Annotated in this window: 29 protein-coding genes and 1 tRNA gene; 13 read left to right on the top strand and 17 right to left on the bottom strand. The window is 43.6% G+C overall.

From position 1 onward, the window contains the following. Positions 1–38: 38 nt before the first annotated feature. Positions 39–899, top strand: a complete 861-nt coding sequence (locus CEW93_RS04370; protein WP_089539934.1) for an OmpA family protein — start codon at positions 39–41, stop codon at positions 897–899. A gap of 63 nt (positions 900–962) precedes the next feature. Here the strand turns inward: CEW93_RS04370 and CEW93_RS04375 are convergent, their stop codons facing one another. Continuing rightward, on the bottom strand, positions 963–2,087 hold the full coding sequence (locus tag CEW93_RS04375; RefSeq protein WP_089539936.1) for an aminotransferase class V-fold PLP-dependent enzyme: 1,125 nt from the start codon (positions 2,085–2,087) through the stop codon (positions 963–965). Between the two features lie 165 nt (positions 2,088–2,252). Here CEW93_RS04375 and CEW93_RS04380 point away from each other — a divergent pair, with 165 nt between their 5' ends. The 6 genes from CEW93_RS04380 (at position 2,253) to lysM (ending at position 6,063) form a co-directional block, all read left to right on the top strand. Next, the gene (locus CEW93_RS04380; RefSeq protein WP_089539939.1) at positions 2,253–2,765 is read left to right on the top strand and encodes a DUF177 domain-containing protein; all 513 of its coding nucleotides are present in this window, start codon (positions 2,253–2,255) and stop codon (positions 2,763–2,765) included. Positions 2,766–2,927: 162 nt separating this feature from the next. Beyond that, positions 2,928–3,116, top strand: a complete 189-nt coding sequence (rpmF, locus tag CEW93_RS04385) for a 50S ribosomal protein L32 (protein ID WP_089539940.1) — start codon at positions 2,928–2,930, stop codon at positions 3,114–3,116. Between the two features lie 147 nt (positions 3,117–3,263). Further along, positions 3,264–4,217 (top strand): ACP S-malonyltransferase, encoded by a 954-nt coding sequence (gene fabD / locus CEW93_RS04390; RefSeq protein WP_089539943.1) that lies wholly within the window; start codon positions 3,264–3,266, stop codon positions 4,215–4,217. Further along, entirely contained in the window at positions 4,207–4,935 is a 729-nt protein-coding gene (gene fabG, locus CEW93_RS04395) for a 3-oxoacyl-ACP reductase FabG (protein WP_089539945.1), read from the top strand. The genes fabD and fabG overlap by 11 nt, the downstream gene beginning before the upstream one ends. 227 nt (positions 4,936–5,162) lie before the next feature. Beyond that, a complete protein-coding gene (acpP, locus tag CEW93_RS04400; RefSeq protein WP_089539947.1) occupies positions 5,163–5,396 on the top strand; it encodes an acyl carrier protein in 234 nt (77 codons plus the stop codon). A gap of 172 nt (positions 5,397–5,568) precedes the next feature. After that, positions 5,569–6,063, top strand: a complete 495-nt coding sequence (lysM, locus tag CEW93_RS04405) for a peptidoglycan-binding protein LysM (RefSeq protein ID WP_089539949.1) — start codon at positions 5,569–5,571, stop codon at positions 6,061–6,063. Positions 6,064–6,378: 315 nt separating this feature from the next. On the opposite strand, the gene CEW93_RS04410 is transcribed toward lysM, so the two are convergent. Both CEW93_RS04410 and coaE read right to left on the bottom strand, forming a co-directional pair. Further along, positions 6,379–6,900 carry an endonuclease V gene (locus tag CEW93_RS04410; RefSeq protein ID WP_089539951.1) on the bottom strand — a complete coding sequence of 174 codons (522 nt, stop codon included), beginning with the start codon at positions 6,898–6,900 and terminating at the stop codon, positions 6,379–6,381. Further along, a complete protein-coding gene (gene coaE / locus CEW93_RS04415) occupies positions 6,897–7,520 on the bottom strand; it encodes a dephospho-CoA kinase (RefSeq protein ID WP_089539954.1) in 624 nt (207 codons plus the stop codon). The genes CEW93_RS04410 and coaE overlap by 4 nt, the downstream gene beginning before the upstream one ends. 161 nt (positions 7,521–7,681) lie before the next feature. Here coaE and tsaD point away from each other — a divergent pair, with 161 nt between their 5' ends. The 6 genes from tsaD to cobS all read left to right on the top strand — a co-directional run bounded on the left by tsaD (position 7,682) and on the right by cobS (position 12,463). After that, the gene (gene tsaD, locus CEW93_RS04420) at positions 7,682–8,740 is read left to right on the top strand and encodes a tRNA (adenosine(37)-N6)-threonylcarbamoyltransferase complex transferase subunit TsaD (RefSeq protein ID WP_089540048.1); all 1,059 of its coding nucleotides are present in this window, start codon (positions 7,682–7,684) and stop codon (positions 8,738–8,740) included. Next, positions 8,712–9,311: a 2'-5' RNA ligase family protein gene (locus tag CEW93_RS04425; RefSeq protein ID WP_186727896.1), complete on the top strand. Its 600-nt coding sequence runs from the start codon at positions 8,712–8,714 to the stop codon at positions 9,309–9,311. The genes tsaD and CEW93_RS04425 overlap by 29 nt, the downstream gene beginning before the upstream one ends. Further along, positions 9,311–9,832, top strand: coding sequence for a bifunctional adenosylcobinamide kinase/adenosylcobinamide-phosphate guanylyltransferase (gene cobU, locus CEW93_RS04430; protein WP_089539957.1), 522 nt, complete (start codon positions 9,311–9,313; stop codon positions 9,830–9,832). Before CEW93_RS04425 ends, cobU begins: the two co-directional genes overlap by 1 nt. 76 nt (positions 9,833–9,908) lie before the next feature. Then, complete coding sequence (gene cobT, locus CEW93_RS04435) at positions 9,909–10,958, top strand: nicotinate-nucleotide--dimethylbenzimidazole phosphoribosyltransferase (protein WP_089539958.1); 1,050 nt, start codon at positions 9,909–9,911, stop codon at positions 10,956–10,958. A gap of 9 nt (positions 10,959–10,967) precedes the next feature. Further along, on the top strand, positions 10,968–11,555 hold the full coding sequence (locus CEW93_RS04440) for a histidine phosphatase family protein (protein WP_089539960.1): 588 nt from the start codon (positions 10,968–10,970) through the stop codon (positions 11,553–11,555). 89 nt (positions 11,556–11,644) lie between these two features. Then, positions 11,645–12,463 carry an adenosylcobinamide-GDP ribazoletransferase gene (cobS, locus tag CEW93_RS04445; RefSeq protein WP_255503942.1) on the top strand — a complete coding sequence of 273 codons (819 nt, stop codon included), beginning with the start codon at positions 11,645–11,647 and terminating at the stop codon, positions 12,461–12,463. Positions 12,464–12,581: 118 nt separating this feature from the next. Here cobS and fadA read toward each other — a convergent pair whose 3' ends face one another. The 14 genes from fadA to CEW93_RS04515 all read right to left on the bottom strand — a co-directional run bounded on the left by fadA (position 12,582) and on the right by CEW93_RS04515 (position 25,481). Beyond that, positions 12,582–13,754: an acetyl-CoA C-acyltransferase FadA gene (gene fadA, locus CEW93_RS04450; protein WP_089539962.1), complete on the bottom strand. Its 1,173-nt coding sequence runs from the start codon at positions 13,752–13,754 to the stop codon at positions 12,582–12,584. 22 nt (positions 13,755–13,776) lie between these two features. Further along, the gene (gene fadB / locus CEW93_RS04455; protein WP_089539965.1) at positions 13,777–15,927 is read right to left on the bottom strand and encodes a fatty acid oxidation complex subunit alpha FadB; all 2,151 of its coding nucleotides are present in this window, start codon (positions 15,925–15,927) and stop codon (positions 13,777–13,779) included. Between the two features lie 79 nt (positions 15,928–16,006). Then, on the bottom strand, positions 16,007–16,609 hold the full coding sequence (locus tag CEW93_RS04460) for an SH3 domain-containing protein (protein WP_089539967.1): 603 nt from the start codon (positions 16,607–16,609) through the stop codon (positions 16,007–16,009). A 112-nt stretch (positions 16,610–16,721) separates the two neighbouring features. After that, entirely contained in the window at positions 16,722–17,963 is a 1,242-nt protein-coding gene (gene clpX, locus CEW93_RS04465; protein ID WP_089539970.1) for an ATP-dependent protease ATP-binding subunit ClpX, read from the bottom strand. A 37-nt stretch (positions 17,964–18,000) separates the two neighbouring features. After that, entirely contained in the window at positions 18,001–18,651 is a 651-nt protein-coding gene (clpP, locus tag CEW93_RS04470; protein ID WP_089539972.1) for an ATP-dependent Clp endopeptidase proteolytic subunit ClpP, read from the bottom strand. 103 nt (positions 18,652–18,754) lie between these two features. After that, the gene (gene tig / locus CEW93_RS04475) at positions 18,755–20,092 is read right to left on the bottom strand and encodes a trigger factor (protein WP_186727901.1); all 1,338 of its coding nucleotides are present in this window, start codon (positions 20,090–20,092) and stop codon (positions 18,755–18,757) included. 150 nt (positions 20,093–20,242) lie between these two features. Continuing rightward, positions 20,243–20,860, bottom strand: coding sequence for an RdgB/HAM1 family non-canonical purine NTP pyrophosphatase (gene rdgB / locus CEW93_RS04480; RefSeq protein WP_089539976.1), 618 nt, complete (start codon positions 20,858–20,860; stop codon positions 20,243–20,245). 168 nt (positions 20,861–21,028) lie between these two features. Then, positions 21,029–21,105: transfer RNA gene (locus CEW93_RS04485), tRNA-Pro, on the bottom strand. 124 nt (positions 21,106–21,229) lie between these two features. Further along, entirely contained in the window at positions 21,230–21,508 is a 279-nt protein-coding gene (locus CEW93_RS04490; protein WP_089539978.1) for a hypothetical protein, read from the bottom strand. Then, on the bottom strand, positions 21,505–21,735 hold the full coding sequence (locus CEW93_RS04495; protein ID WP_370511937.1) for a DUF6622 family protein: 231 nt from the start codon (positions 21,733–21,735) through the stop codon (positions 21,505–21,507). The genes CEW93_RS04490 and CEW93_RS04495 overlap by 4 nt, the downstream gene beginning before the upstream one ends. Positions 21,736–21,846: 111 nt before the next feature. Beyond that, the gene (locus CEW93_RS04500; protein ID WP_089539982.1) at positions 21,847–22,368 is read right to left on the bottom strand and encodes a hypothetical protein; all 522 of its coding nucleotides are present in this window, start codon (positions 22,366–22,368) and stop codon (positions 21,847–21,849) included. 56 nt (positions 22,369–22,424) lie between these two features. Then, the gene (gatB, locus tag CEW93_RS04505) at positions 22,425–23,900 is read right to left on the bottom strand and encodes an Asp-tRNA(Asn)/Glu-tRNA(Gln) amidotransferase subunit GatB (protein WP_089539983.1); all 1,476 of its coding nucleotides are present in this window, start codon (positions 23,898–23,900) and stop codon (positions 22,425–22,427) included. A 181-nt stretch (positions 23,901–24,081) separates the two neighbouring features. Beyond that, positions 24,082–25,008 (bottom strand): class A beta-lactamase, encoded by a 927-nt coding sequence (gene bla, locus CEW93_RS04510; protein ID WP_089539986.1) that lies wholly within the window; start codon positions 25,006–25,008, stop codon positions 24,082–24,084. 272 nt (positions 25,009–25,280) lie between these two features. Then, positions 25,281–25,481 carry a hypothetical protein gene (locus CEW93_RS04515; RefSeq protein WP_089539988.1) on the bottom strand — a complete coding sequence of 67 codons (201 nt, stop codon included), beginning with the start codon at positions 25,479–25,481 and terminating at the stop codon, positions 25,281–25,283. Between the last annotated feature and the right edge of the window lie 34 nt (positions 25,482–25,515).

A 25,515-nucleotide genomic window follows, 5' to 3' on the forward strand; every position in this document is an offset into this window, starting at 1 on the left:
TACCACTTTTGGGTGGTATTTTAAAAAAAGGATAAAATATGAATATGATAAAACTTACCACCTTGGCACTTGTGGCAGGTATTGGCTTGACAGGCTGTATGGGCACAAAACATCTTAGCCAAAACATCAGCGATGACGGTCGTATCAGCTCACAAGATGACATTGTGTTTCCACAGTTGGATAAAGCATGGCAAAAAGATGGTCAATTTCCCAATAGTGAAAACTTATCTAAAATCCGTGCAGGTGTTTCAAAAGATGAGCTGTATCAGCTGATTGGTCGCCCCCATTTTAGCGAAGCCCAAAAAGCCCGTGAATGGGATTATATCTTAAAGTTTTACCAAGCGGACAATTCTGTAAAAATTTGCCAATATAAAGTCATCTTTGACAAAGATTACAAAGGTCAAGAATTTTATTGGTTGCCAGCAGATTGTGCTAATTATGCCAAACCTTCATCAGCTCACACAGCCATGACACCTGTTGTTGCTAATTCTGTGGTGGGTGTGCAGCTTCATCATGATAATTTTGGGCTAGGTGCGGATGCTTTGTTTGATTTTGATAAATGGCAACTGTCGCACATGAAAGCCGAAGGACGTGGTAAATTAAACGAAATTGCCACGCAAATTTTGGCTCATGGCGATAAGATTGGTCAAATCGTCATCACAGGCTATACCGACCGTTTGGGTGATGAGATGTACAACATGAATCTGTCCATGCTAAGAGCTCAAACCGTGCGTGAATATTTGATTTCAAAGGGGGTTAATCCTGCTCAAATCATCGCCACAGGTGGCGGTAAGTCCATGCCTGTCAAAGAGTGTAGCAACAAGCAGTCTCATCAATCGCTCATCAACTGCTTAGAGCCAAACCGCCGTGTTGAAGTGTCTGTCAGCTACTATAAATAAGCAAACAACACATAAATAAAAAGAACAGGTTTTTTTCCTGTTCTTTTTTGTTGTGAAGAGCCATCAAGCAAATACCACATCACAAACTTGTTTAAAGCGAGCAACCGTGCCATCTATGTCGGTCAGTTTGTCCAGTCCAAACAGCCCAATTCTAAAACTTTTATAATCAGCAGGTTCGCCAACTTGCAAAGGCACGCCACCTGCGATTTGTACGCCGTGCTGACCAAAGGCAACGCCCTTGTGAATTTCATCACTAGGAGCATGACAGACAATCACGCCAACAGCTTGATGGGTGGAATCTGCCACGCTGTGTACGCCTTTATCTGTTAAAACGGTGAGTATTTCTTGACCTAGGCGGATTTGAGCGGATTTGAGCGTGTCAAAACCGATGTTTTGACATTCAAGTAGGGTGTCTCTAAGCTGTTTTAAGCCATCAGTTGGCATGGTGGCATAGTAGGCGTGCCCACCATTTTCATAAGCGGTCATGATGTTTGCCCATGCCTTTAAATCTAGGGCAAAACTTGTACTGGGGCTGTCAGCCAATAAGGTTTTAGCACGTTCAGAGAGCATGACCAGTCCACAGCAAGGCGTGCTAGACAGTCCTTTTTGGGGGGCAGAAATCAGCACATCTATGCCAAGCTCTTTCATGTCTAGCCACAAGCAGCCTGACGCAATGCAGTCAATCACCAAAATCCCACCGACATCATGCACCGCTTGGGCTAAGGTTTTGATATATTCATCAGATAACATCATGCCAGATGCTGTCTCAACGTGTGGAGCAAATACCACATTTGGGCGGTGGGCGTGAATATGAGCGATGACATCATCTATGTTGGCAGGGGCAAAGGTGGGTCTGTCATCTGTCATGCGTGCCTTAAACACGGTGCTACTTTTGGCAATACGTCCTGTATCTAGGATTTGTGTCCAGCGATAGCTAAACCAACCATTTCTGATGATAAGTACGTCCTTGTCGGTGGCAAAGGCACGAGCGACTGATTCCATGCCAAATGTTCCAGAGCCTGGTACGATGGCAACGCCGTCTGCTTGGTAGAGTGTTTTTAAAATGGCGGACAGGTCAGTCATTACAGTTTGAAAGGCTTTTGACATATGGTTTAAGGCACGGTCAGTATAGACAACTGAATACTCCAACAAGCCATCAGGGTCAATATCTTGGCGTAAAGCAGGCATAAAATTTCCTTTTAAAAAACAATCAAACCGCTAATTTACCCAAATTTTTTATAAAAAGCAATGATAATCTGATGTTTTCATCGCTTCACATAAAGCTTGACAAATATCGCCTAGCCATTCATCATCTTTTTTGTTACAATCAAATAAACTATTTGGATAGCAACGATGACCCAAAAAACCCTACCTGCCAACATTGGCTTGGATAAATATGCAAAATTAGGCTTTCATTGGCAAGGCACAGTACTGGCAAGTGAATTTTCTCGCCTGATTGGTGAAATTTTACAAGATACCCCCTTATCATTGACGGTGGATTTTATTCGTCAAGATGGTATTTTGTGGCTGACTTATGATGTCAAAGGGACATTGCCCGTGTCGTGCCAACGCTGTCTTACGTCGGCACAAATGGACGTGTCGGGACATTATCAAATGGCGATTATAGAGCATGAAGACCAAGTAGCCCAAATCCAAGACCAAGACTATGTGTTTTTGTCTGAGCTTGGCAATCCTACGCATTTGCCCATCAAAGATTTAATAGAAGATGAGCTGTTATTACTCAATCCTTTTTCTTTTCGTCATGAGGATTGTGAGCTTTTGACCGATAGTGTGGGCGAGATTGAGCAGGCGGATGATGACAACCCTTTTGCGGTGTTGGCAAGCTTAAAAAGTAAACCTTCATAAAAAATGATAAATTTTTATGTTTTTCTTTGAAAATCCTAGATTTTTTGGGTATAATATGCCGTTTAATGCGTCTTGTGATATTAGGGTCAAAATGATGCTGATGACTATAAAGACACAAAACCGATTTTAGGCGAAGCCTTACACCAGTTTTAGGAGTTTATCATGGCAGTTCAACAAAACCGTAAAAGCCGTTCACGCCGAGACATGCGTCGTTCACATGACCGTATCAGCGTTGCTACTTTGAGCATTGACAGCACCACAGGCGAAAAACACATTCGCCACCACGCCACCAAAGATGGCTTTTATCGTGGTCGCCAGCTATTTAAAGTAAAAGCCGTAGAAGAAGCCTAATTCTATATTAGTCTATGGTGTATCAAAGCCAAGTTGTGTGAATTCATGGACTTGGCTTTTTTATTTGATTAAAAAACATACATTACAAATGTTCTTTAAACTGTGGTACAATGAGCCACCTAAGCAAATAATACAGATGGGTAATCTATGACTGAGCATAATAAACGTATCGCTGTGGTGTTCCCCGGTCAAGGGTCGCAGACGGTAGGCATGATGAATGAGCTTGCTGAGCATTTTGAAGTCATCAAAGCAACTTTTGATGAAGCAAGTTTGGCGTTGGGCTTTGATTTGTGGGAGATTACCCATGATGAGACACGTTTGCACCAAACCAAATTTACTCAACCTGCATTATTGGCAGCAAGTGTGGCGATTTGGCGAATTGTCAAAGATAAGCTAGATAAGCAAGGGATTAGCCCTTTGTATTTGGCGGGACATTCTTTGGGTGAGTATTCGGCACTGGTGGCAAGCGGTGTGGTCAGTCTTAGTGATGCGGTCAAGCTGGTGCATGAGCGTGGCAAACTGATGACAAATGCGGTGGCAGGCATGGATACACAGATGGCGGCTGTGCTTGGCTTAGATGATGAGCAGGTGGTCAGTTTGTGTGATGATGCCAAAGACCAAGCAGGCAGTGTGAATGCTGCCAATTTTAACAGCCCAGGACAAGTGGTCATTGCAGGCACGCAGGTGGGTGTATCTCATGTGTTATCAGCAGTTGAAAATCTTGGCAAAAAGGCTGTGCCGCTTAAAGTCTCTGTACCATCGCATTGCGAACTGATGAATCCTGCCAGTCAAAAATTGGCTGAACTTTTGGCGGATACTTCCTTTCATCAAGCCCAAATCCCTGTCATTCAAAACCGCCATGCAGAAGTTCACAGAGCGGTCAGCGACATCAAAACCGCTTTAACCGAACAGTTGTCCATGCCGGTTCAATGGTCAAAAACCATGCAAAAAATGGCAGAACAACACATAGACCTTATCATAGAATGTGGGCCAGGCAACGTATTATCCAATCTTGCCAAACGCCAACAAACACCCATCACCGCTTTACCAACAGACAAACTTGCTCGTTTAGAAAAATTGGAGAAATTACATGAGTCGTAAAATCATTTTAGTAACAGGGGCAAGTCGTGGCATTGGGCGTGCCATCGCTGAACGGTTTGCCGAAGATGGTCATTTTGTCATTGGTACTGCCACCAGTGAAAAAGGGGCAGAAGCCATCGCTGAGTATTTGGGTGAGTCAGGTGGCATTGGGCGTGTGCTTGATGTGTGCGATGAAGTTGCCATTAATAAACTGTTTGAAGAGATAGACAGTGTTTATGGTGGCATCAATGTCTTGGTAAATAACGCAGGCATTACCAAAGATGGATTGCTCATGCGTATGAAAGATGATGATTGGGCAAGTGTGATTGACACCAATTTAACCAGCATTTATCGCATGAGTAAACGTGCGGTGCGTGGCATGATGAAAGCTCGTTTTGGACGTATCATCAACATCACGTCTGTGGTTGGTCAAATGGGCAATGCAGGGCAAGCCAACTATGCAGCATCCAAGGCAGGTGCCGAAGGTTTCACCCGTTCGCTTGCTCGTGAGATTGGTTCTCGTGGTGTAACAGTAAACTGTGTCGCCCCAGGTTTTGTTGAGACGGACATGACCGAAGAGCTAGATGAACGCCTTATCAGCTCCATGTTAGACGCCGTGCCTGTGGGTCGCATGGGTCAGCCCCATGAGATTGCTGCGGCGGTAGCGTTTTTGGCAAGTGATGACGCCAGTTATATCACAGGCGAAGTCTTGGCAGTCAATGGCGGTATGTATATGTGATGTTTGATTGGTGATGGTAAACGAACCAATCTTAAAGGTGGGCGTGGCTTGGTACTGTGTCAATGAAGATGATAAAATCAACACACCAAATCATCAGCCAATTTAAATGTGAACAAACGTACCTAAGCACTTGCACAAATTGCAAAAATGTTTTATCATACGCCAACCTTGTCATAAATCATCTTTGATGTGATGGCATTTCATTAACCCCAAAAAAGGATACTCCCATGAGCGACATTGAAGCCAAAGTAAAAGCCGCCGTTGCCGAACAGCTACAACTTAACGCTGATGATATTAACAATTCTGCGTCTTTTATGGACGACCTAGGAGCTGACTCACTTGACCTAGTTGAGCTTGTGATGGCATTTGAAAATGAGTTTGGCATTACCATTCCTGACGAAGATTCTGCTGAACTGACCACGGTTCAAAAAGCGATTGACTATGTAACTGCTAAGCTATAATCAGCCCGGTTAAGTCCGACGGAAGCCACTTGCGACAGTGGCTTTTTTGTTGGTAGGGTTTTTGCAAGATATGACTACATAAGCATAACAATTTTATGCCAAATATTACTGCAAGATGGGTGGATTTATAATAAGATAGTATGAATTCACTCACCAACCCTTAGGAGACATCATGGGTATTTTTAGTTTTGCCAGAGATATTGGCGATAAGATTTTTAACCGCAATAAAAAAGAAGACACGCCTGCCCCAGCACCAGTTGCCACACCATCTGCCCCTGCCGAGCCAACCGCCCAAGAGATTGCCAATCTGTTGCTTGCTCGTGTGCAAGCCAATGCTCAAATTGACAAGTTGTCAGTAAACTACAACGGCGATACTGATACTGTGGTATTATCTGGCGTTGCCCCATCACAAGCTGAGCGCGAAAAAGCCATTTTGGCGGCAGGCAATGTGCAGTATGTTGCTCAGGTAGAAGACAACATCACCGTAGAAGCTCCTGAGCCTGAGTCTCGTTTTTATACTGTCAAATCAGGTGATACACTTTCTAAAATCGCCAAAGAAATGTACGGCAATGCCAATGAGTACAACAAAATCTTTGAAGCGAACCGACCATTATTATCGCACCCTGATAAAATCTATGTCGGTCAAGTGTTGCGTATCCCTGCTTAATCAGCATTAACAACAAAAGACAAATCTTAGGGTTTGTCTTTTTATTTGTGCTGTTGATATGACGACTAAAAAAACAAAGCCACAAACCTGGGGGAGCTTGTGGCTTTATGGGGAGTGTTGCTACTTGCGTATGTCCTTACTGGCATTCCATAACATCAGCGATTCGTCCTTGCGGCATTCCTACCTAAAACTACTAGGTTTTTTTTGCCTGTTCCTGTGCTGATGGGTGTATTATCTCAAAATCCCAGCACGATGAAAAGTCGCCAAAATCGTCAATGCATGTAAGCATTTGCTGACAAACTTAAAATTTGGGTGTTATGATGGCTGATTGACCACATTGCGACTTAATCTATCCACTTGCGAGACAATGTTGGGCAAGCGATGAGAGCCACAGAGTGTTTTGACAAAGTTTTGGGCGTTATCTATGCCAATGCTGGTAACATACAAAGGGTGTTTGCTTGTGCCACGATGTACCGCAAAACTTTCATCAATCTCATAAAAGCGATTTTTGGCGATACCAATGATGGGCGTTGGGGTGGGTAGATGGTCATATAGGTGCTTGCCCAGCCCTGCTTTTTGCCAACCATCAAGATAAACATAGCCATCAATGATGATGACATCAAAAGGGTCGTGAATTTGAGCCAGTAGTGCCAGCAAGCAAGGCATTTCTCGCTGATAAAACTGCCCTGATTGATAGGGAGCGACATTGGAGATGGTCAGCCGATATTCATTTAAGATGGTGTGTGCCTGCACCCCACAAAAGCGAATGCCAGCAACATGGGCATCAGTACCATCAGCACAAGGCTGATAATACACATCTAAAATCAGATAAATCATGTTTGACTGCTTAATGTCAAATAATATTGATGTAGTTTAGCTAGCTGTTGGTATAGTGTCGCCAAATCACCTGAATTATCCACCACGTCATCTGCCAAATGAAGGCGAGTGGGGCGGTCAATCTGTTTGGCAATGATGGCTTGTATTTGCTGTATGCTTTGCCCATCTCGCCTGCTTGCTCGCTGTATTTGCAAGTCCACAGGCACATCCACCACTAAAATTCGGTCGCATAAGGCAGTTAGTCCTTTGTCATCACCTTTGATGCTTTCTAGCAGCAGTGGGGCAGATAAAATGACATAGGGACTGGTTGCTTGATTGAGCTTGGTTAAAATACGCTCACGAATGGCGGGGTGAGTGATGGCGTTGAGTGTAGCAAGTTTGGCAGGGTCATCAAATACCAGACTGCGTAGGCGTGAGCGGTCAAGTGTGCCGTTTTTGACAATGTCTACACCAAAAGCGTCTTGCAGTTGCCCTAAAATCGGTGAGTTGTGAGCGGTGATGGCGTGGCTGATAACATCAGCATCAACAATGTCTATACCAAGCGTGGCAAAATGGTCGCTGACGGCGGTTTTTCCGCTACCGATACCGCCTGTCAGTCCGATGGTCAGTTGTTTTGGCATGGTGGCTTACTGGTTAATGAGTGTGTTGGGTTTGGTGATGATAAAATAGCAATGACAAAAAGCCCAAGTCAAAGCACTTTGGTGTCAAATTTTAAAATTACCACAAAACCTAAGTCTTGGCAAGCTGTGTTATAATGTGTCAAACGTATATTGAGATGATGATGAAAGTATTAGGCTTAGAGACATCCTGTGATGAGACAGGACTTGCCATTTATGACAGCACTTTAAATGACGGCAAAGGCGGTGTGTTAGCTCAGGTGCTATACAGTCAAATAGATTTGCACGCCACTTATGGCGGGGTAGTGCCAGAGCTTGCCAGTCGCGACCACATTCGTAAACTTGTGCCATTATTCCATGAATTGCTTGCTCAGGCAAACATCACCAAATCTGACATAGACGCTGTGGCTTATACCAAAGGCCCGGGGCTGATTGGGGCGTTGATGACGGGGGCGTTGTTTGGGCGAACGCTTGCCTTTGGGTTGGGTGTGCCTGCCATTGGTGTACATCACATGGAAGGGCATTTGTTAGCACCGATGATACAAACGCACGAGCAACAGCTGGATTTTCCTTTTGTGTGCTTGCTCGTCTCAGGGGGTCATACCATGCTGGTGCGAGCCGATGGCGTGGGTCAATATGAGATTTTGGGGCAGTCCATTGATGATGCGGTGGGCGAGTGTTTTGATAAAACAGCCAAAATGCTTGGGCTTGCTTATCCCGGTGGACCGAATGTGGAGCGACTTGCCAAAGGGGGCAATCGCCATGCTTATGAGTTGCCACGTCCGATGATGGGCAGGGGGCTAGATTTTAGTTTTAGTGGCATGAAAACAGCCGTACACAATCTGATTAAAGATACACCGCACTCAGACAGCGACCCTGTGGTTAGGGCGGACATTGCAGCAAGTTTTCAATACGCAGTCATAGACACGCTGGTCAAAAAATGCACCAAAGCACTCAAACAAGCAGGGCTAAAAAAACTGGTCATCGCAGGAGGCGTGTCTGCCAATCTGACACTGCGAGATGAGCTTGAAAAATCGCTTGCCAAGATAGGTGCAAGCGTGCATTACGCCCCGTTGCATCTATGTACTGACAATGGTGCGATGATAGCTTATGCAGGTTTTTGTCGTTTGGCATTGGGTCAGGCGGACGATTTGTCGGTGGCGTGTGTGCCCAGATGGGACATGGAGACACTTGGTGTACACGCTCAAAGTGCCAACGTGTGATGATCTGACGGCTTTATATGAATGGCACAAAGGACGCATGGCGTTTGGTCTTTGGTATGTGCCTGTGCCTGATGAGCCAGCTTACTACTGCCAAAAGTTGCGTGAGCAGTTTTGCAACATACTTGCCCCCAATTATGAACGTGTGTTTCATATCACGGTGTTTGTGGTGGGTTTTTGTGGGGCAGATGATTTTGGTCAAGTAGATTTGGCAGAGCAAATCAAAGCATTGGCACGGTTAAATTTACCGCCTTTTGAGCTGTCTTTTTCATCACTTGGGACCTTTGATAACAGTTTGCACATTAAAATCAATCCCCACTTTGTGTTTGATGACATTCGCCAAACTCTAAGTGCCACCCATCAAGAAATCTCTCCTGCTGTTTATGTGCCACATATTACGCTTGGCTTTTATCAGGATAATTATCCCATGGCAGACATTTTGGACATCATACAGACAAATCAGGTAGCACCCAAAACATTTTTGGTGGATAAACTGATTTTTGGTACTTATGTGCCAACACAGCCCCAAGGCAAGCTGTCTTGTGAGTATCAGCTTTTGTTATCGGGGGTGTGATGATATATTTGGTACTAGGTGGAGCAAGGTCAGGCAAATCAGCCCACGGTGAACGGCTTGCCAAACAGATGGAGCAAGCTGGAAAAAGTGTCATTTATATCGCCACCGCCGACCCTAAGCACAACGATGATGAGATGAACGAGCGAATCTGTCATCACAAATGCCATCGCCCAGAGCATTGGCAAACCTTAGAAATCCCCAAATATCTTGCAAACGTCCTAAACGAGCTTATCCATCAACAAAACATCGTCATCATCATTGACTGCTTGACAATATGGCTATCTAACGTGCTATCGTCTGATGAGCTGACTGCCCAAAAACGAGCCTTGCTGTTGGCGTTGGAGAATTATCCCCATGACGTTATCATGATTAGCAATGAAACAGGCTTAGGCGTGGTACCAATGGGGCAACTGTCTCGGCGATTTGTAGACGAAAGTGGTTTTTTGCATCAACAGCTTGCTCAAATTGCTCATCAGGTGGTGTTTTGTGTGGCAGGATTGCCCATGACATTAAAGGGTTGAGTTTAACATTTCGTCATGGCGATTTACAAATTTGCCACCAAGCCCATTATCGCATCATCTTATTAAGGAGTAGCACATGACGTGGTATGACAATCCTGTTTTTATCATCAATCAAACCGCCCAAACCCAAGCCCAAGCTCATCAAAATAATCTAACCAAGCCCACAGGTTCGCTTGGGCAAATGGAACAAATTGTCATAAGTTTGGCAGGCATGCAAGGAGTGGTGTATCCGTCCATATCTCGCCCTTATGTGGCGATTTTTGCAGGCGACCACGGTGTGATGGCAGAGCAAATCTCCGCTTATCCACAAGCAGTAACCAAACAAATGCTTGCTAATTTTGCCACAGGCGGGGCGTGCGTGAATGTGATGGCTCGTCATGTTGGGGCGAGTATTGATGTGGTGAATTGTGGGGTGGTAAATGCAGGACAGATGATGGGTGTTAGGCATGAGATGATTGCTGATGGCACGCACAACTTTATCACACAGCCTGCCATGAGTATGGATGAGTGCCTAAGGGCATTGCAGATTGGTCGCACAAGTGTGGAGCGAGCCGTGGCAGATGGGGCGGACATTTATGTGGCAGGCGAGATGGGGATTGGAAATACTTGCTCAGCTTCTGCATTGGCGTGTTTGCTACTGGGTCAATCTGCTAAGAGCATGACAGGGCGTGGCACAGGGGTGAATGATGAGACGCTTAGCAAAAAAACAGCCGTTGTGGAAAAAGCCGTGGCGTTATATGGACACTTAACCAAGCCTTTGGAGCAACTGGCGAGTGTGGGTGGATTTGAAATGGCAGCAATGGTGGGGGCGTATATCAGGGCAGGACAGCTTGGTTTGCCGGTGGTGGTGGACGGCTTTATCAGTACTGTATCGGCACTGGTAGCAATACGCATCAATGCTGGTGTGGCAGATTGGCTGATTTTTGGTCATCGCTCGCAGGAGCAGGCTCATGGTGCGGTGTTGTCTGCTTTGCAGGCTAAGCCGATATTGGATTTGGGTTTGCGATTGGGCGAAGGCAGTGGGGCACTGGCAAGTCTGACGCTGATTAAACTGGCGTGCGATGTTCATGCCAACATGGCAACCTTTGACAGTGCAGGCGTGGCAAACAAATCAGATACCGCCTAAGGCACATCAATGCTGGCATTATCTTTTATCAGACATGGGCAAACGCTGTTATTAAAGCAGGGCAATGTACTGCGTGGACGCACGGATGACCCTTTGACACCACAGGGCTATCAACAGATGGCGGACACCTTTGGGACAAATGCCCTAAATTGGCAGGCGATATTTAGCTCGCCTTTGTCTCGTTGTTTGCTTTTTGCACAGGATAAAGCGGCACAGTATCGTTTACCTTTGTTTGTGATGGATGATTTGCAGGAGATAGATTTTGGTGATTGGGAAAATGTTCGCACTGATGAGCTGTGTGCTCAATTTCCCAACGAGCTAAGTCAATATTGGCAAACACCACATTTGTACACGCCCCCAAATGCTGAGCGTGTGGTGGATTTTTGCAAACGGATAAACTGTGCCATCAGCGACATCAATGCCATTTGTGAACGTCATCACATACAACGAGCGTGTGTGATTTGTCATGGGGGCGTGATAAAAATGCTTTATGTGCTTGCTAAAGCTTTGCCCATGAGTGAGCTGTTAAATGTGCCTGTGGCGCTGGGTGAGATTCATCATTTTTATTATGATGGGGCATTAAAGTTGGATGATTAGTTTTATGGAGTGCTTTGACATAACGACAAAATGTGCCATTTTTAAAGTTACTGATTGATTTTGAAAATTTTTAATTGAAACATAAAACCATGACCACCAAATCACGCCCCATCAAAGACAACATCATCACACCATTTTTTATCGCCATGCAGTTTATGACAATCGTGCCAATTTATTTGTCTGCCATGCCCACCCCAAAACAAAATGCGTTATCTGTGCTTTACTATCCCATGATTGGACTTTTGATGGGTGGGGTGTTGGTGTTGATGACGTATGCGTTGTCGTTTTTGCCAATTGTGGCATCATCAGCCATTTTGTTGGCGTTGTGGGCGTATCTGACAGGGGGTTTGCATTTAGATGGTTTGGCGGATATGTCTGATGGTGTGGTGGGGGGATTTGGCGACCGCCAACGTATGCTTGACATCATGAAAGAGTCTAGTACAGGAGCAATGGGCGTGATTGTGCTGGTGGCGGTGATGTTGCTTAAATTTGGATTTATTTATTCGCTCATACAAATAAAAGCGTGGGCGTGGCTGTTGGTGGTGCCCATACTGGGGCGTATGATGGCATTGGTGCTGTTTTTGGGTGTGCCGTATGTGCGAGAAGATGGCATTGGCAAAAGCATGAGTGATGGTTTGCCAAAAACCGCCACATCGCTAGTTTTGGCATTGTGGGCGGTGGGTGTGATGATGTTTGTGGGGCTGTTTCATGCTTATTTGGCGGTGGGGTTGGCAGTGGGATTTTTGTTGTTTGCGGTGGGTTATTGTCGCTATTGGCAACGGCGTATCGGTGGTATGACGGGCGATGTCATCGGCGGTGCGATAGAGCTCAGTGAGATGGTGATGATGGGGATTTTGGTGGGGGTGTTAAGTTTTTTGGAGAATGCGGATGATGTGTGGTTGTTTTAAGGATGATACAATAAGATAACCATTGGCGTGGTTTTAAATTTAAACTTTGATTGAATATTTGCCAAAACCACAAAAATAAGGGCGTATTGTCATGCCCTTATTTTATTCATTCATCAAATCACACACGCTCAATAATCGTGGCAATGCCTTGACCAAGCCCAATGCACATGGTGGCAAGTCCGATTTGGGTGTCTTGTTGCTCCATGACGTTAAGTAGCGTGGTGGTGATTCTGGCTCCTGAACAGCCCAAAGGGTGTCCTAGGGCGATGGCTCCGCCATTGTGATTGACAATGTCTTGCTTATCATAAAGCCCTAAGCCTTTTAAGACTGATAAGCCTTGGGCGGCAAAAGCTTCGTTAAGCTCCACCGTTTGTATGTCGTCTATGGTCAGCCCCGCTCGCTTTAATGCTTTGTTTGTGGCGGGCACAGGTCCATAGCCCATAATCGCCGCATCACAGCCAGCAACCGCCATAGAGCGGATTTTGGCTCGTGGGGTCAGCCCCAAATCTTTGGCTTTTTGGGCGGACATGACCAACATGGCGGACGCACCATCTGATAGGGCGGACGAGCTGCCTGCGGTTACTGTGCCACCTGCTGGGTCAAAAACAGGTTTGAGTTTTTGCAGACTTTCTAAATTGGCATCAAAGCGAATCACTTCATCTGTGGTGCAAAGTTGTAAATTGCCTTGTTCGTCATGTCCTTCTATGCCCACGATTTCGTTGTCAAACTGTCCTTCGGCAGTGGCTTTGGCGGCTTTTAGGTGTGAATTTAGGGCAAATTCATCTTGCTCATCTCGTGTGATGCCATTCATACGCCCAAGCATTTCGGCGGTCAGCCCCATCATGTTAGAAGCCTTGGCAATGTGTTTTGAGCTGCCAGGATTAATATCAACGCCATGCATCATCGCCACGTGTCCCATATGCTCTACGCCACCGATGATAAACAGGTCGCCTTGATGGGTCATGATTTGGGCGGCGGCAGTATGTAGGGCTTGCATGGATGAGCCACACAAGCGATTGACGGTTTGCCCTGCCACGTGTTTGGGGATACCCGCCAGTAAACTGGCGTGGCGAGCGATGTTCCAGCCTTGTTCTAGTGTTTGATTGACACAGCCCCAAATAATATCTTCTAGCTCATTGGGGTCAAAGTCGTTTCTTTTAATCAGGGCTTTCATCAGCTCTGCCGATAGGATTTCGGCACGCACATGGCGAAACATACCATTTTTGGATTTGCCCATGGCGGTGCGGATACCGTCCACAATCACGACATCGGTTGGGGATAAAGTTGTCATCATTTTTTCCTTAAAATTTTAATTATTGATAAAAAGTCTTACCATCTTTTGCCATATCACGCAAAAGCTGTGGTGCTTCGTACGCTTTGCCAAGATGAGCATATTTGTCGCATAACGCCACAAATCCACCTACGCCTATTTGGTCAATATATCGGCACGGACCGCCACGAAACGGCGGAAAACCTAGCCCCATCAGCATTGCCATGTCAGCTTCACCGGTACTTGCCACGATGTTGTCTTCTAGGCAGCGTACCGTTTCATTACAAAATGCCACCATCAAGCGGTCAATAATCTCTTGGTCATCAAGCTCTTTTTGACCATCTTGCACGGGTGATAACAGCTCATAAGCACTCATGTCCACGCTTTTTTTGGGCTTGCCTTTTTTGTCGGTTTCATATTTATAAAAGCCTGTGCCGTTTTTTTGTCCTAAGCGATTGTTTTCAAACATCACGGTGGTGGCGGTTTTATAATCAGGCTTCATGCGTTCAGGGAAGGCGTTTGCCATGACAGCACTTGCGTGTACACCTGTATCAATCCCCACCACATCAAGCAAATACGCAGGACCCATTGGCCAGCCAAATTTTTCCATGACTTTATCAATTTTGACAAAATCCACGCCTTCTTTGACCAATAAATCAAACGCCCCAAAATAAGGGAACAGCACACGATTGACCAAAAAGCCTGCACAGTCATTGACAACAATCGGAGTTTTACCCATTTTTTGAGCAAGGGCGACTGTGGTGGCTATCGCTTCATCACTGCTTTGTTCGCCACGAATAATCTCCACAAGGGGCATACGATGTACAGGATTAAAAAAGTGCATACCCACAAAATTTTGCGGTCTTTTTAGGGATTTGGCAAGCTCGCTAATGCTGATGGTGGACGTATTGGACGCCAAAATGGCATCATCTTTTATCAAACTTTCGGTCTCGGACAGCACCGCCTTTTTGATGGCTTCGTTTTCTACCACCGCTTCAATGACGATGTCAGGTGTGCCAAAATCGCCATAGTTTAGGCTTGGGCGGATTTTAGAGAGTGTTTGTCCCATTTTGGCGGGGGTGATTTTGCCACGCTCCACTTCTTTGGCAAGCAGTTTGCTCGCTTCATTCATGCCAAGTTCTAATTGCTCGTCCTTGATGTCTTTCATGATGATGGGCAAGCCTTTGACTGCCGATTGATACGCAATGCCACCACCCATGATGCCTGCCCCAAGCACCGCCATTTGATTGATGTCATGAGCGTTTTTGGATTGGTCTTTGGCGCGTTTTTTGACCAGTTGGTCGTTTAAAAACACGCCCACCAAGGCGGCAGCTTGTGGTGTTTTGGCGGATTTGGCAAAATTATGAGCTTCAATCTTAATCGCATCATCACGACCTAAATTAGCATGCTTTTCAATCGCTTCTAGTGCCAGCACCACCGCAGGATAATGTTTGGGATTGGCTTTGGCAAAAATCACCCCTTTGGCGGAGTTGAATGCCATGGCTTGCTCGGTTTGGTTGAGTTTGATGGCTTTTAATTTTTCATCTCGTTTGGCTTGCCAGTCTAGCTCGCCTTTGATACATTTGTTTACCAAACCAACTGCCGATTGTTCTAGCAGTTCATCTGCCACCACGGCATCCACCAAGCCTACTTTTAACGCATCAGCAGGTTTTAGGGGGTTGCCTGTGGCAATCAGTTCTAGGGCGTTGTCCACACCGATGATGCGTGGTGTACGCACCGAGCCACCAAAACCGGGGAAAATGCCAAGTTTAGTCTCAGGCAAACCAATTTGTGCTGATTGTCCCATGATGCGATATTCGCATACCAATGTCATCTCACAGCCACCGCCAAGAGCTGCTCCATTGATGGCACACACTTTGGGAAATGGCAAATCTTCAAAGCGGTTAAAAACGCCATTGATGTCAAGTAGCCATGCTTCAAGCTCGTCTTGGGGGCGTTTAAAATAACTGACAAATTCAGTAATGTCCGCCCCTGCAATAAAGACTTTTTTGCCTGATGTAACGATTAATCCTTTGATGTCTTTGCTGTTTTCTAGGACGGTTACGGCTTGGGCAAATTCGCTGTTGGTGGCTTGGTCAAATTTATTGACACTGCCATCTTGGGCATTAAAATGCAAGTTGGCAACACCATCATCCATCATGGTAACGCTTAAATTTTGTCCTTGGTAAATCATAATCTCTCCTATGTGGGTAGTGAAAGCGGTCATTGTGCTTGTTTACTATAACATAATTTTTGGGCAAGATTAAGCTAAATTATCTAAACTGGCTTTGATGTACAAAGCCTGTGCCTATCAAATTTTTATCATAATTAAAATATAGCACTTCTTTCCAGTTGCTGTTTGTGTGGTTATGCTTGGAGTATTCGGCTAAGACGATTTTGGTGCCGTTGGGGATTTGGCGGATAATGGCGTGCTTATTTGAAGCACCACGGCGAACATTGGTATGCCCTTCGGGTGAGTAGATGATGTGTACATCATCAGCACTTAGGCGAGCTGACCCTGTTACACGACAGCCTTTGTCATCAACAAGTACAATTTCTTTTATTTGAGCATCGTAACCTTGATATAAGCCATCTGTTCGCTTCAAAAAAGTGCCATTTTTCAAGGTTTTTATGGGGATTTTGCTGTAATCGCCTTCATCAAAATGGTACTGCACTAAAACCCAAGATTTGCCATCAAGGCGGATTTCAAATATGCCCGTTTCTTCTTGCTCAAATACCCAAATTCCTTGTAGTTGTTTAAAGTTTTGTGTTTTAGGTGGCACAAACTCACCCCAACCAACACATTTGCCAAAGACTGGGCTTTGAAACATCAAAAAAAGTGCCATAAAACTTGTTATCAAGAAGGGTTTTTTCATTGTTGTTTTCCCAAAAAGTGTTTATGATGACAATTTTTGCTCAGTCTATCTAAGTATATCACATAAAAAACAGACATGGCACACACCATGTCTGTCTTGTAAAAACACATACTTACCGAGTTTTTGGGGCTTTACCGTCATTAATCACATCAGCGTCCACAATGACTTCTTTGACATCATTCATGCTAGGTAGCTCATACATGGTGTCAAGTAGGGCGTTTTCAATGATGGAGCGTAAACCCCTTGCCCCTGTTTTGCGTTTCATGGCTTTTTTGGCGATGGCGGTCAAGGCGTCTTTTTCAAAAGTTAAATTTGCCCCTTCCATGTCAAATAGGTATTGATATTGTTTGGTTAGGGCGTTTTTAGGCTCGGTGAGAATTTGGATTAGAGCATCTTCATCTAGCTCATCTAAGGTGGCAATGACGGGCAAACGACCGATAAATTCAGGAATAATCCCAAATTTTACCAAATCTTCTGGTTCGACTTCCTTAAACAACTCGCTGATTTTGCTTTCTTTTTTGGCTTTGACAGATGCACTAAAACCAATGCCTGTCTCTTCGGTGCGTTGCTCAATGATTTTATCAAGCCCTGCAAATGCCCCACCAACAATCATCAAAATATTACTGGTGTCCACTTGTATCATCTCTTGATTGGGGTGCTTGCGTCCACCTTGGGGGGGGATATTGGCAACTGTGCCTTCAATGATTTTAAGCAGTGCTTGCTGAACACCTTCACCTGACACATCACGCGTGATGGAGACGTTTTCGCCTTTTTTGCTGATTTTGTCAATCTCATCAATATAAATGATGCCACGCTGGGTGCGTTCCACATCATATTCAGCAGATTGTAAAAGTTTTTGGACGATGTTTTCCACATCTTCGCCCACATAGCCTGCTTCGGTCAATGTGGTGGCGTCCGCCATAGCAAATGGTACATCAAGCATTCTGGCTAAGGTTTGAGCCAGTAAGGTTTTGCCTGAGCCTGTGGGACCGATGAGCAAAATGTTACTTTTGGCAAGCTCCACTGGGGCAGTCTGCTCACCATCTTTGACTTTTAGGCGTTTGTAATGGTTATAGACCGCCACCGATAGGGCTTTTTTGGCGGTGTCTTGACCGATGACATACTCATCTAAGTGCTGACGGATTTCTTTGGGGGTGGGCAGTTTGGTTTTTGCCCAGTTGTCTTGTTTTTTATCAGCAACTTCTTTGGTTTTAGGGCTTTCGCCACCAAGCATATCACCGCACAGCTCTACACATTCATTGCAGATGCTGGTTTTTTCATCAATACCTGAGATGAGTTTTTTCACATCATTTTTGTGCTTACCACAAAACGCACAATGTAGCCCATCACTCATAAAATCCCCTTAAATATTTTAACATCAATGATAAGTGTTATGGACGTTTATCCAGTACTTTATCCACCAAACCGTATTCACACGCTTTGTCGGCACTCATAAAGTTATCACGGTCGGTGTCTTTTTCAATCACTTCAATGGGCTGCCCTGTGTGTTTGGCTAACAGTTCATTAAGTTTGGCTTTTAGGGCGATGATTTCACGAGCGTGAATTTCAATGTCGCTGGCTTGTCCACGAAAGCCGCCTAATGGCTGATGAATCATAATGCGAGAGTTGGCAAGGGCATAGCGTTTGCCTTTTTCACCTGCTGATAACAAAAATGACCCCATAGAGCAGGCTTGCCCCAAACAAATGGTAGAGACATCAGGTTTGATAAAATTCATGGTGTCATAAATTGCCATGCCAGCCGTTACCACGCCACCGGGAGAATTGATGTATAAATGTATGTCTTTTTCAGGGTTGTCCGCTTCTAAAAACAGCATTTGGGCAACAATCAAATTTGCCATGTTGTCTTCTACTTCGCCTGTCAAAAAAATCACACGCTCACGCAATAGGCGAGAAAAAATGTCAAATGACCGCTCGCCACGCCCAGACTGCTCAATCACCATCGGCACAAGGGCGGATTGGGGGGCGGTATGAAAACTGTCGGCTAATTGGTCGTAAAAGGGATTTTGCTTAATATATGACATGAGATTATCCTGATTGGTAATACAAATTGATTATTCTATCATAAAACGCCATGAAAACAAAAAACACCCCAACTTGATGTCAGGGTGTCTTTTAAGATAAACCTTACATCATGGCTTGTTGAGCACTGGCAAGTAAGTCTTGGTATTTGACTTCTTTGTCGGTAACTTTGCCTTGTGATACAAGATATTCTACCACTTGGTCTTCTAGTACCAAAGACTCAATGCTGGTGCGTTCATTTTGGTTGTTGGTGTAATATTCAATCACCTCAGCAGGGTCCTCATAGTTTTCTGCCAATTCAGCGATGAATGAAGTAACACGCTCTTGGTCTACTTTAAGACCTTGTTTTTCAATGATTTGAGTAACCAAGACACCCAAACGTACCGCACGCAAAGCTTGGTCTTCAAACAGCTCATCGGGCAACATATCTGCCCCAAAGGTTTTTGGGTCGCCACCAAATTGGGCAGCAAAACGTTGAATCATTTGCTGGCGTTGGCGTTCAATCTCTTGGGTGAGCATGGCTTTTGGCACGTCAAATTCATTTTTTTCTACCAAAGCATCAAATACCGCTTGTTTGATTTGGTTGCGAGCCGCGTTTTTGATTTCACGCTCCATGTTTTTGCGTACATCCGCTTTTAGTTTATCAAGACCGCCTTCTTTAACACCAAACAGCTCAAAAAATTCTTCGTTTAATTCAGGCAGTTTTGGTGTTTTAACTTCTTTAACGGTGATTTTAAAATCAGCTTCTTTACCTTGTAGGTTTTCGGCTTGGTAGTCTGCTGGGAAAGTAACTTTGATGGTTTTTTCTTCGCCAGCTTTCATGCCTTTCATGCCATCTTCAAAGCCGGGAATCATGCGACCTGAACCGATGACCAAGCGAAAATCTTCGGCACTACCACCATCAAATTTTTCGCCATCAATAGAACCTTCAAAATCAAAAGTCGCTTCATCACCATCAACAAGCTCACCGTCTTTGGTTTCAAAGGTTTGACGCTGTTTTTGCAGGTTTTCAATCATTGTATCCACATCTTCATCAGAAACGGTAGCAACCTGACGCTCTACATCAATTTCGCTGACGCCTTTAACTTCTACTTCTGGGAAGGTTTCAACGGTGGCTTGATAAACCAAAAAGTCATTTTCTAGTTTGACATCATCAATATTAGGCACGCCAACAGCACGCACTTTTTGTTTGTCAATCGCTTCAAATACCGTATCACGAATGACATCGTTAATCACTTCTTGCTGAATGCCAGCACCGTATTGGGCTCTGATGTGTGATACAGGCACTTTACCTTTACGAAAGCCATCAATACGAGCGGTTTTGGCAAGGCTTCTGATGCGACTTTCTACTTTGCTTTGAATGGTGCCAACAGGAACTTTGACGGTCAATTGAGTTTCTTTGTCTGAGATGACATTTGCGGTAACGTCTAAATCACTCATGATAATACCTATATAAAAAATTGTTAAAAGTGAACTGCTTAATCATGATTAAGCAGTTTGCAGAATCTGGTTGGATATTTTTTAGGCAAAATTACCCACAAAAAACACGAAAAGATGACTAGTATAGCCTTATTCTTAAAAAAAAACAACCGCTTAAATGTCAGTGTTGATCAAAACATTCAGCAAAGTTTGCAAGGCTTGTCCACGATGGCTTAGGCGGTTTTTGGTGGCTTTATCAAGCTCAGCAGAAGTTTTGGCAAGACTGGGAAGATAAAATAAAGGGTCATAACCAAAACCATGATCGCCTTGGGGAGTGTCTAAAATTTCGCCTGTCCAGTGTCCTTGGGCGATGATGGGTAGGGGGTCATCTTTGTGGCGAACTAGGGCAAGCACGCAGATAAATTGACCAATAATGGGTGTTGTGCCACGAAAATTTTTTAATTCTTGTAATAATTTATCATTATTTGCCCTGTCATCGCCATGACTGCCTGCAAATCTCGCTGAATAAATGCCAGGGGCGTTACCAAGTACAGGCACGCACAATCCGCTGTCGTCAGCGATGGCAGGCAGTCCGCTTAGTTTGCTTGCGTGGCGGGCTTTGATGATGGCGTTTTCTACAAAAGATAGCCCTGTTTCGTCAGCATCTGCAATGCCAAGTTTGCCTTGGGGGATAAGCTGTATGTTAAGGTGGGTATTATCAAATAAGGCTTGAAATTCGCTTAATTTGCCTTGGTTATTGCTGGCAAGAACAAGCTGTTTGGGGGGGGTCATTGGTTGTCCTGTCAAATCTTAAAAAAGGTGATTGTTGGATGGTGAATGATAAACCATATTATTTATTTGGGAAATTTTAAAATACGTCCGTTGTTAGATTTGAGTGTTATATAAAACTGGTAAAACAAAACGGCTCATAGACTCTATGAACCGCTTTAGATTGTTGTTTGGTCGGAGTGGCGGGATTCGAACTCGCGACCCCTTGCACCCCATGCAAGTGCGCTACCAAGCTGCGCTACACCCCGAATAGGTGGTTATTATAGCATAGATTTTGTGGATTGCAAGGGTTAAAGTAAATATATGTGGTTAGCAAATAAAATAAAGGCTTGTCAGTTTCTAAGATGTAGTCTTGGTGTGTGGAGCATAGAGTTATCTTAGTTTATTTGTCTTAAAATTGATATTGATGGCAAGTAGCATCCCTAAACCAAGCCTAAGTGATACGCCCATAAATACAGCAAAGCCATTGCCATCAATATAAGACAGTCGCATGGCTTGGCTGACAGATAGGATGTAACGACACATAAAAATCATCAGATACGCAGTTAAAGGCACAAAACTGCCCCTTTGTATCCATTGCCCTTGCTTGTTTTGATAAATGATGGGGTGTTTGTAAAAATGGTATTTTGCCACGCCAAAACTGACCATCATTGCAATACAAATGTGATGGTGCTTAGGTTGATATTAGGGCTTGTGCTAAGTGTGATAAGACTTAAAGGCAAGAATATGGCAGGCATAATAAGTAAACACCACCTTTGAATGGGGCGGTTTTTACGTTGTAATATGTCTAAATAAATCAGTAGGGCAAGTACAACCCAAACCCAAATAGGCGTATGTGTGATGATTGTCATAATATGCCTTGTGGTGGGTTTTATGATAAATAAAAAGTGATTTTTTAGAAGTTAAATGATTTAAATGCAAAGATATGCTAAAATTAACAAAAATCAGCAAATGCACTATCAAAGATAGTTAGATTGTTGGTTATTAAATCATCTATTTTCATTCATCCATAAAAAATTAATATTTTCATCTCTATCAATCCAAAGAATGATTTTTGCCAAATCATTGAATGGCTTTTGTATGCTATCCAAAATTGAGCTTAAAAATTTTTCACGATTTAATTCCAGTGTGTAAATTTTCTCTACTTTTTCTACATTCTCCAGTTGAAAATATAAAATTTGTTTTAATAAGCCATGATTATAGGTTTGATATTCTGATGAATCAATTCCTTCAATGGCTGTATTCAGATAAAGAGCTAGTTTAGTTCGCCATGCTTCTTTGAATCTGTAATAATCTAGGAAAACAGGCGATGATAATAAAAGATTTTCATGTGATTTTAAAATAATACTTATATTGGTTTCTAAGTCAAAGTAATGGCAATTTATTTGACAATAAACAATAGAAGTCTCATCATAATTGGCACTGGTGTCGCAAAATAATCTGAGAAAGCTATTTGATGGATAAAAATTTGGTTCCACAAAATGCTTGGTAATCTTTTTGATATCAATCATGTGTTATCCCAGTGATAAACCCCCCCAAATGTGCTTGCGATATTTGGGGGGTTTATTTAACCAATCATCTTTTTGAGCAGTTCATTCACCTGAGCAGGGTTCGCCTTGCCACGACTTGCCTTCATCACTTGTCCAACCAAGCCATTAAAGGCTTTTTCTTTTCCGCCTTTGTATTCATCTACCATGGCTTGATTATTGGCTAGGACTTCCTTGATGATGGCTTCAATCGCCCCTGTGTCGGTTTCTTGTTTGAGTCCATGCTCGCTGATAATCTCATCGGCGGATTTATCGCCATTATCCCACAGCAGGGCAAAGACTTGTTTGGCGATTTTACCACTGATGGTGTTGTCATTGATACGGCTAATCAACCCCGCCAGACGCTCGGCACTGATGGGCGATTGGCTGATGGATAGCTCGGCTTTGTTTAATGCCCCAGACAGCTCACCCATCACCCAGTTGGCAGCCACTTTGGCATGATTTTTTCCTACAATATCAATGACTTGTAAAAAATAATCCGACAGTTCACGACTGCCATTTAACACATTGGCGTCATAAGTGGATAAACCCAATTCGCTGATAAAACGCTCTTTACGAACACTTGGTAGCTCTGGCATATCAGCTTTGACTTTTGCCAAAACTTCGTCAGAGATGACCACAGGGAGCAAGTCAGGGTCAGGGAAGTAGCGATAATCGTTGGCTTCTTCTTTGGTACGCATGGCACGAGTTTCATCTTTTTCAGGGTCATACAGACGTGTGGCTTGCACGACTTTTCCGCCATCTTCTATCAGGTCAATTTGTCGTTCAATTTCTGCCTTGATGGCTCGTTCAATAAAGCGAAATGAGTTTAAGTTTTTAAGCTCGCAGCGAGTACCAAAGGGGGTGTTTGGTTTGTGTACCGACACGTTAATGTCGGCACGAAACGAGCCTTCTGCCATGATGGCATCACTAATGCCAAGCCACGTTACCAGCTCATGAATGGTTTTGACATACGCCACCGCCTCAGCGACCGAACGCATGTCAGGCTCGGAGACGATTTCAATGAGTGGCGTGCCTGCGCGGTTTAAATCCACGCCTGTCATCTGCGGGATAGCATCATGCACCGATTTGCCAGCGTCTTCTTCTAGGTGCGCTCGGGTGATGCCGACACGTTTGGTGTATTCGTTTTTTTCGCCAGCATTGACCAAAATGTCCACATAACCTTCGCCCACGATAGGGTTGGCCATTTGGGTGATTTGATAGCCTTTGGGCAAATCTGGATAAAAATAGTTTTTGCGGTCAAAGGTGTTGTACATGCCCAGTTTGGCATTGACCCCCATACCAAATTTTAAGGCACGCTCTATCACGCCTTCATTTAACACAGGCAACGCCCCCGGAAAGCCCAAATCCACGATGGTGGCTTGGGTGTTTGGCGCTGCACCAAAGGCGGTGGGGGCGTTTGAAAAAATTTTGCTGTCGGTGTTTAATTGGCAATGAATCTCAATGCCGATGACAACTTCGTAACCATCAATAAGGGGGGCTTGGGGGGTGGTCATAACTTTTTCCTATAATTACCTATAATGAGTTGTTGAATAATAACCTAAATGCGTCAGCAAATAAATCGCTAAATATGAGATGTAAAAACATATCACCGATGGTGTACTGATGGCGAATTTAATCATAAAACGATATTTTTGCCAAATTGATATAATATCAGTAAAGCATTGGTAATAAAAATCATAAAAAAGGATAAATCTCTTGTCCAATATTTGCTATGGCAATGCTTTTTTGTGTTTTAAAATCATAAGAATTGCCATCATTAGGTTGGGTGATGAATAAACTGATAAAATAGGGCTTATTTTGCGCATTCCAAATCACCGCAACGATGTTTTTTGATTCGCTGCCTGTGCCTGTTTTATCACCAATACGCCAGTTTTTTGGCAGATGTTTTCTTAATAAATCATCGGCAACTTTATCATTAATCAGCCAAGTTAGTAGTTGATTTTTGCTTTGATTGGATAAAATATCTTTTGTGATGATATCTTTTAGGCTTTGGGCATAAGAATTTGGTTTGGCAGTATTGTAAGTTTCGCCATAATGAGCATGATTTAAAAGTGGCTCATTATGTGATAATACCACATCTGCTCCAATGTCTTTTAAAAACTGATTAAATGCCATCAAACCACCAAGATGATTTAATAAAATATTGGCGGCGGCATTGTCACTTAATGTGGTTGTTGCTTCACACAACTCACTGATTGTGATGGGTTTTTTCTCATTAAAAAACGTTTGACAGACGGGAGAATATTCTATTAAATCGCTTTTTTTAATTAAAATGGATTGTGTTAAGTCCAATTTGCCTTTATCCACCAAAAATAATACATGAGCGACAATAAAGGCTTTAATGGTGCTATTGACAGGAAAATAATCCTCTTTGCGATAACTGTTTATTTGACCGTCATCATTAATAATGGCCATGCCAATTTTAGCATTTAATCGTTTTTCCCACCGTGGTAGTATTTCATTGAGTTTATTTTGTAAGGGGCTGATGTGGGCTGATGAAGTCTGTTGGGTCATGTCCGCACGACACCCAGACAATAAACCGCCAGAAAAAATCACCGGTAAGGTAAATAGCGTACCTTTTAAAAAATGACGGCGCTGCATAAATACTCCTTAATATAGAAAATTAAATCTTAGGCTTTTACTCAGTTTATCGTCAAGTATCGCATCTGATGATAAAACTATATAAATTTACACCGTTAATATTTAGCAAGTTGGATATTGAGTAATTTTTCATACTTTAATTTATTTAATGGTGGTTTTCAAATACTTACAAAGCCACAGCCTATTATTAGGATTATTAATAATGGCTTTATCATTTAGTTTGTGATTATTTTGTGGTGTCTATAATAAAATGTGTGTATCAAGCAAATAGTTCATACATCAAAGTCCGTAATTTCAATGTCATCAAAATCATCAGGAACTTTGATGTTTGGCAAAGCACCTAAGCGATAAGGTCTGTCCGTTGCGACTCTATCGGCATTTGTTTCTTGTTTGGCGTGTTTTGGTGAATAGGCGAGCATTTCAAAAAAACGAATGCCAAATTCTTGAATGTCATCTTTGCCATACTTTTGCATTAGGTTGTGATAAAGTGTATCATTAATTTCAAGT

This window comes from Moraxella sp. VT-16-12 (assembly GCF_002224245.2).
GTDB lineage: Bacteria > Pseudomonadota > Gammaproteobacteria > Pseudomonadales > Moraxellaceae > Moraxella.

What these genes read in the sequence shown, in the direction of transcription:
- rpmF (WP_089539940.1), top strand. Translation starts at nt 2,928, where the DNA reads ATGGCAGTTCAACAAAACCGTAAAAGCCGTTCACGCCGAGACATGCGT.
- clpX (WP_089539970.1), bottom strand. Translation starts at nt 17,963, where the DNA reads ATGAGTGATGGGCTACATTGTGCGTTTTGTGGTAAGCACAAAAATGAT.
- tsaD (WP_089540048.1), top strand. Translation starts at nt 7,682, where the DNA reads ATGAAAGTATTAGGCTTAGAGACATCCTGTGATGAGACAGGACTTGCC.
- CEW93_RS04460 (WP_089539967.1), bottom strand. Translation starts at nt 16,609, where the DNA reads ATGAAAAAACCCTTCTTGATAACAAGTTTTATGGCACTTTTTTTGATG.
- fabG (WP_089539945.1), top strand. Translation starts at nt 4,207, where the DNA reads ATGAGTCGTAAAATCATTTTAGTAACAGGGGCAAGTCGTGGCATTGGG.
- lysM (WP_089539949.1), top strand. Translation starts at nt 5,569, where the DNA reads ATGGGTATTTTTAGTTTTGCCAGAGATATTGGCGATAAGATTTTTAAC.
- CEW93_RS04490 (WP_089539978.1), bottom strand. Translation starts at nt 21,508, where the DNA reads ATGATGGTCAGTTTTGGCGTGGCAAAATACCATTTTTACAAACACCCC.
- clpP (WP_089539972.1), bottom strand. Translation starts at nt 18,651, where the DNA reads ATGTCATATATTAAGCAAAATCCCTTTTACGACCAATTAGCCGACAGT.
- CEW93_RS04410 (WP_089539951.1), bottom strand. Translation starts at nt 6,900, where the DNA reads ATGATTTATCTGATTTTAGATGTGTATTATCAGCCTTGTGCTGATGGT.
- cobT (WP_089539958.1), top strand. Translation starts at nt 9,909, where the DNA reads ATGACGTGGTATGACAATCCTGTTTTTATCATCAATCAAACCGCCCAA.
- cobS (WP_255503942.1), top strand. Translation starts at nt 11,645, where the DNA reads ATGACCACCAAATCACGCCCCATCAAAGACAACATCATCACACCATTT.
- bla (WP_089539986.1), bottom strand. Translation starts at nt 25,008, where the DNA reads ATGCAGCGCCGTCATTTTTTAAAAGGTACGCTATTTACCTTACCGGTG.
- CEW93_RS04515 (WP_089539988.1), bottom strand. Translation starts at nt 25,481, where the DNA reads ATGCAAAAGTATGGCAAAGATGACATTCAAGAATTTGGCATTCGTTTT.
- CEW93_RS04375 (WP_089539936.1), bottom strand. Translation starts at nt 2,087, where the DNA reads ATGCCTGCTTTACGCCAAGATATTGACCCTGATGGCTTGTTGGAGTAT.
- CEW93_RS04440 (WP_089539960.1), top strand. Translation starts at nt 10,968, where the DNA reads ATGCTGGCATTATCTTTTATCAGACATGGGCAAACGCTGTTATTAAAG.
- gatB (WP_089539983.1), bottom strand. Translation starts at nt 23,900, where the DNA reads ATGACCACCCCCCAAGCCCCCCTTATTGATGGTTACGAAGTTGTCATC.
- rdgB (WP_089539976.1), bottom strand. Translation starts at nt 20,860, where the DNA reads ATGACCCCCCCCAAACAGCTTGTTCTTGCCAGCAATAACCAAGGCAAA.
- coaE (WP_089539954.1), bottom strand. Translation starts at nt 7,520, where the DNA reads ATGCCAAAACAACTGACCATCGGACTGACAGGCGGTATCGGTAGCGGA.
- CEW93_RS04370 (WP_089539934.1), top strand. Translation starts at nt 39, where the DNA reads ATGAATATGATAAAACTTACCACCTTGGCACTTGTGGCAGGTATTGGC.
- fabD (WP_089539943.1), top strand. Translation starts at nt 3,264, where the DNA reads ATGACTGAGCATAATAAACGTATCGCTGTGGTGTTCCCCGGTCAAGGG.
- fadB (WP_089539965.1), bottom strand. Translation starts at nt 15,927, where the DNA reads ATGATTTACCAAGGACAAAATTTAAGCGTTACCATGATGGATGATGGT.
- CEW93_RS04500 (WP_089539982.1), bottom strand. Translation starts at nt 22,368, where the DNA reads ATGATTGATATCAAAAAGATTACCAAGCATTTTGTGGAACCAAATTTT.
- cobU (WP_089539957.1), top strand. Translation starts at nt 9,311, where the DNA reads ATGATATATTTGGTACTAGGTGGAGCAAGGTCAGGCAAATCAGCCCAC.
- fadA (WP_089539962.1), bottom strand. Translation starts at nt 13,754, where the DNA reads ATGACAACTTTATCCCCAACCGATGTCGTGATTGTGGACGGTATCCGC.
- CEW93_RS04380 (WP_089539939.1), top strand. Translation starts at nt 2,253, where the DNA reads ATGACCCAAAAAACCCTACCTGCCAACATTGGCTTGGATAAATATGCA.
- acpP (WP_089539947.1), top strand. Translation starts at nt 5,163, where the DNA reads ATGAGCGACATTGAAGCCAAAGTAAAAGCCGCCGTTGCCGAACAGCTA.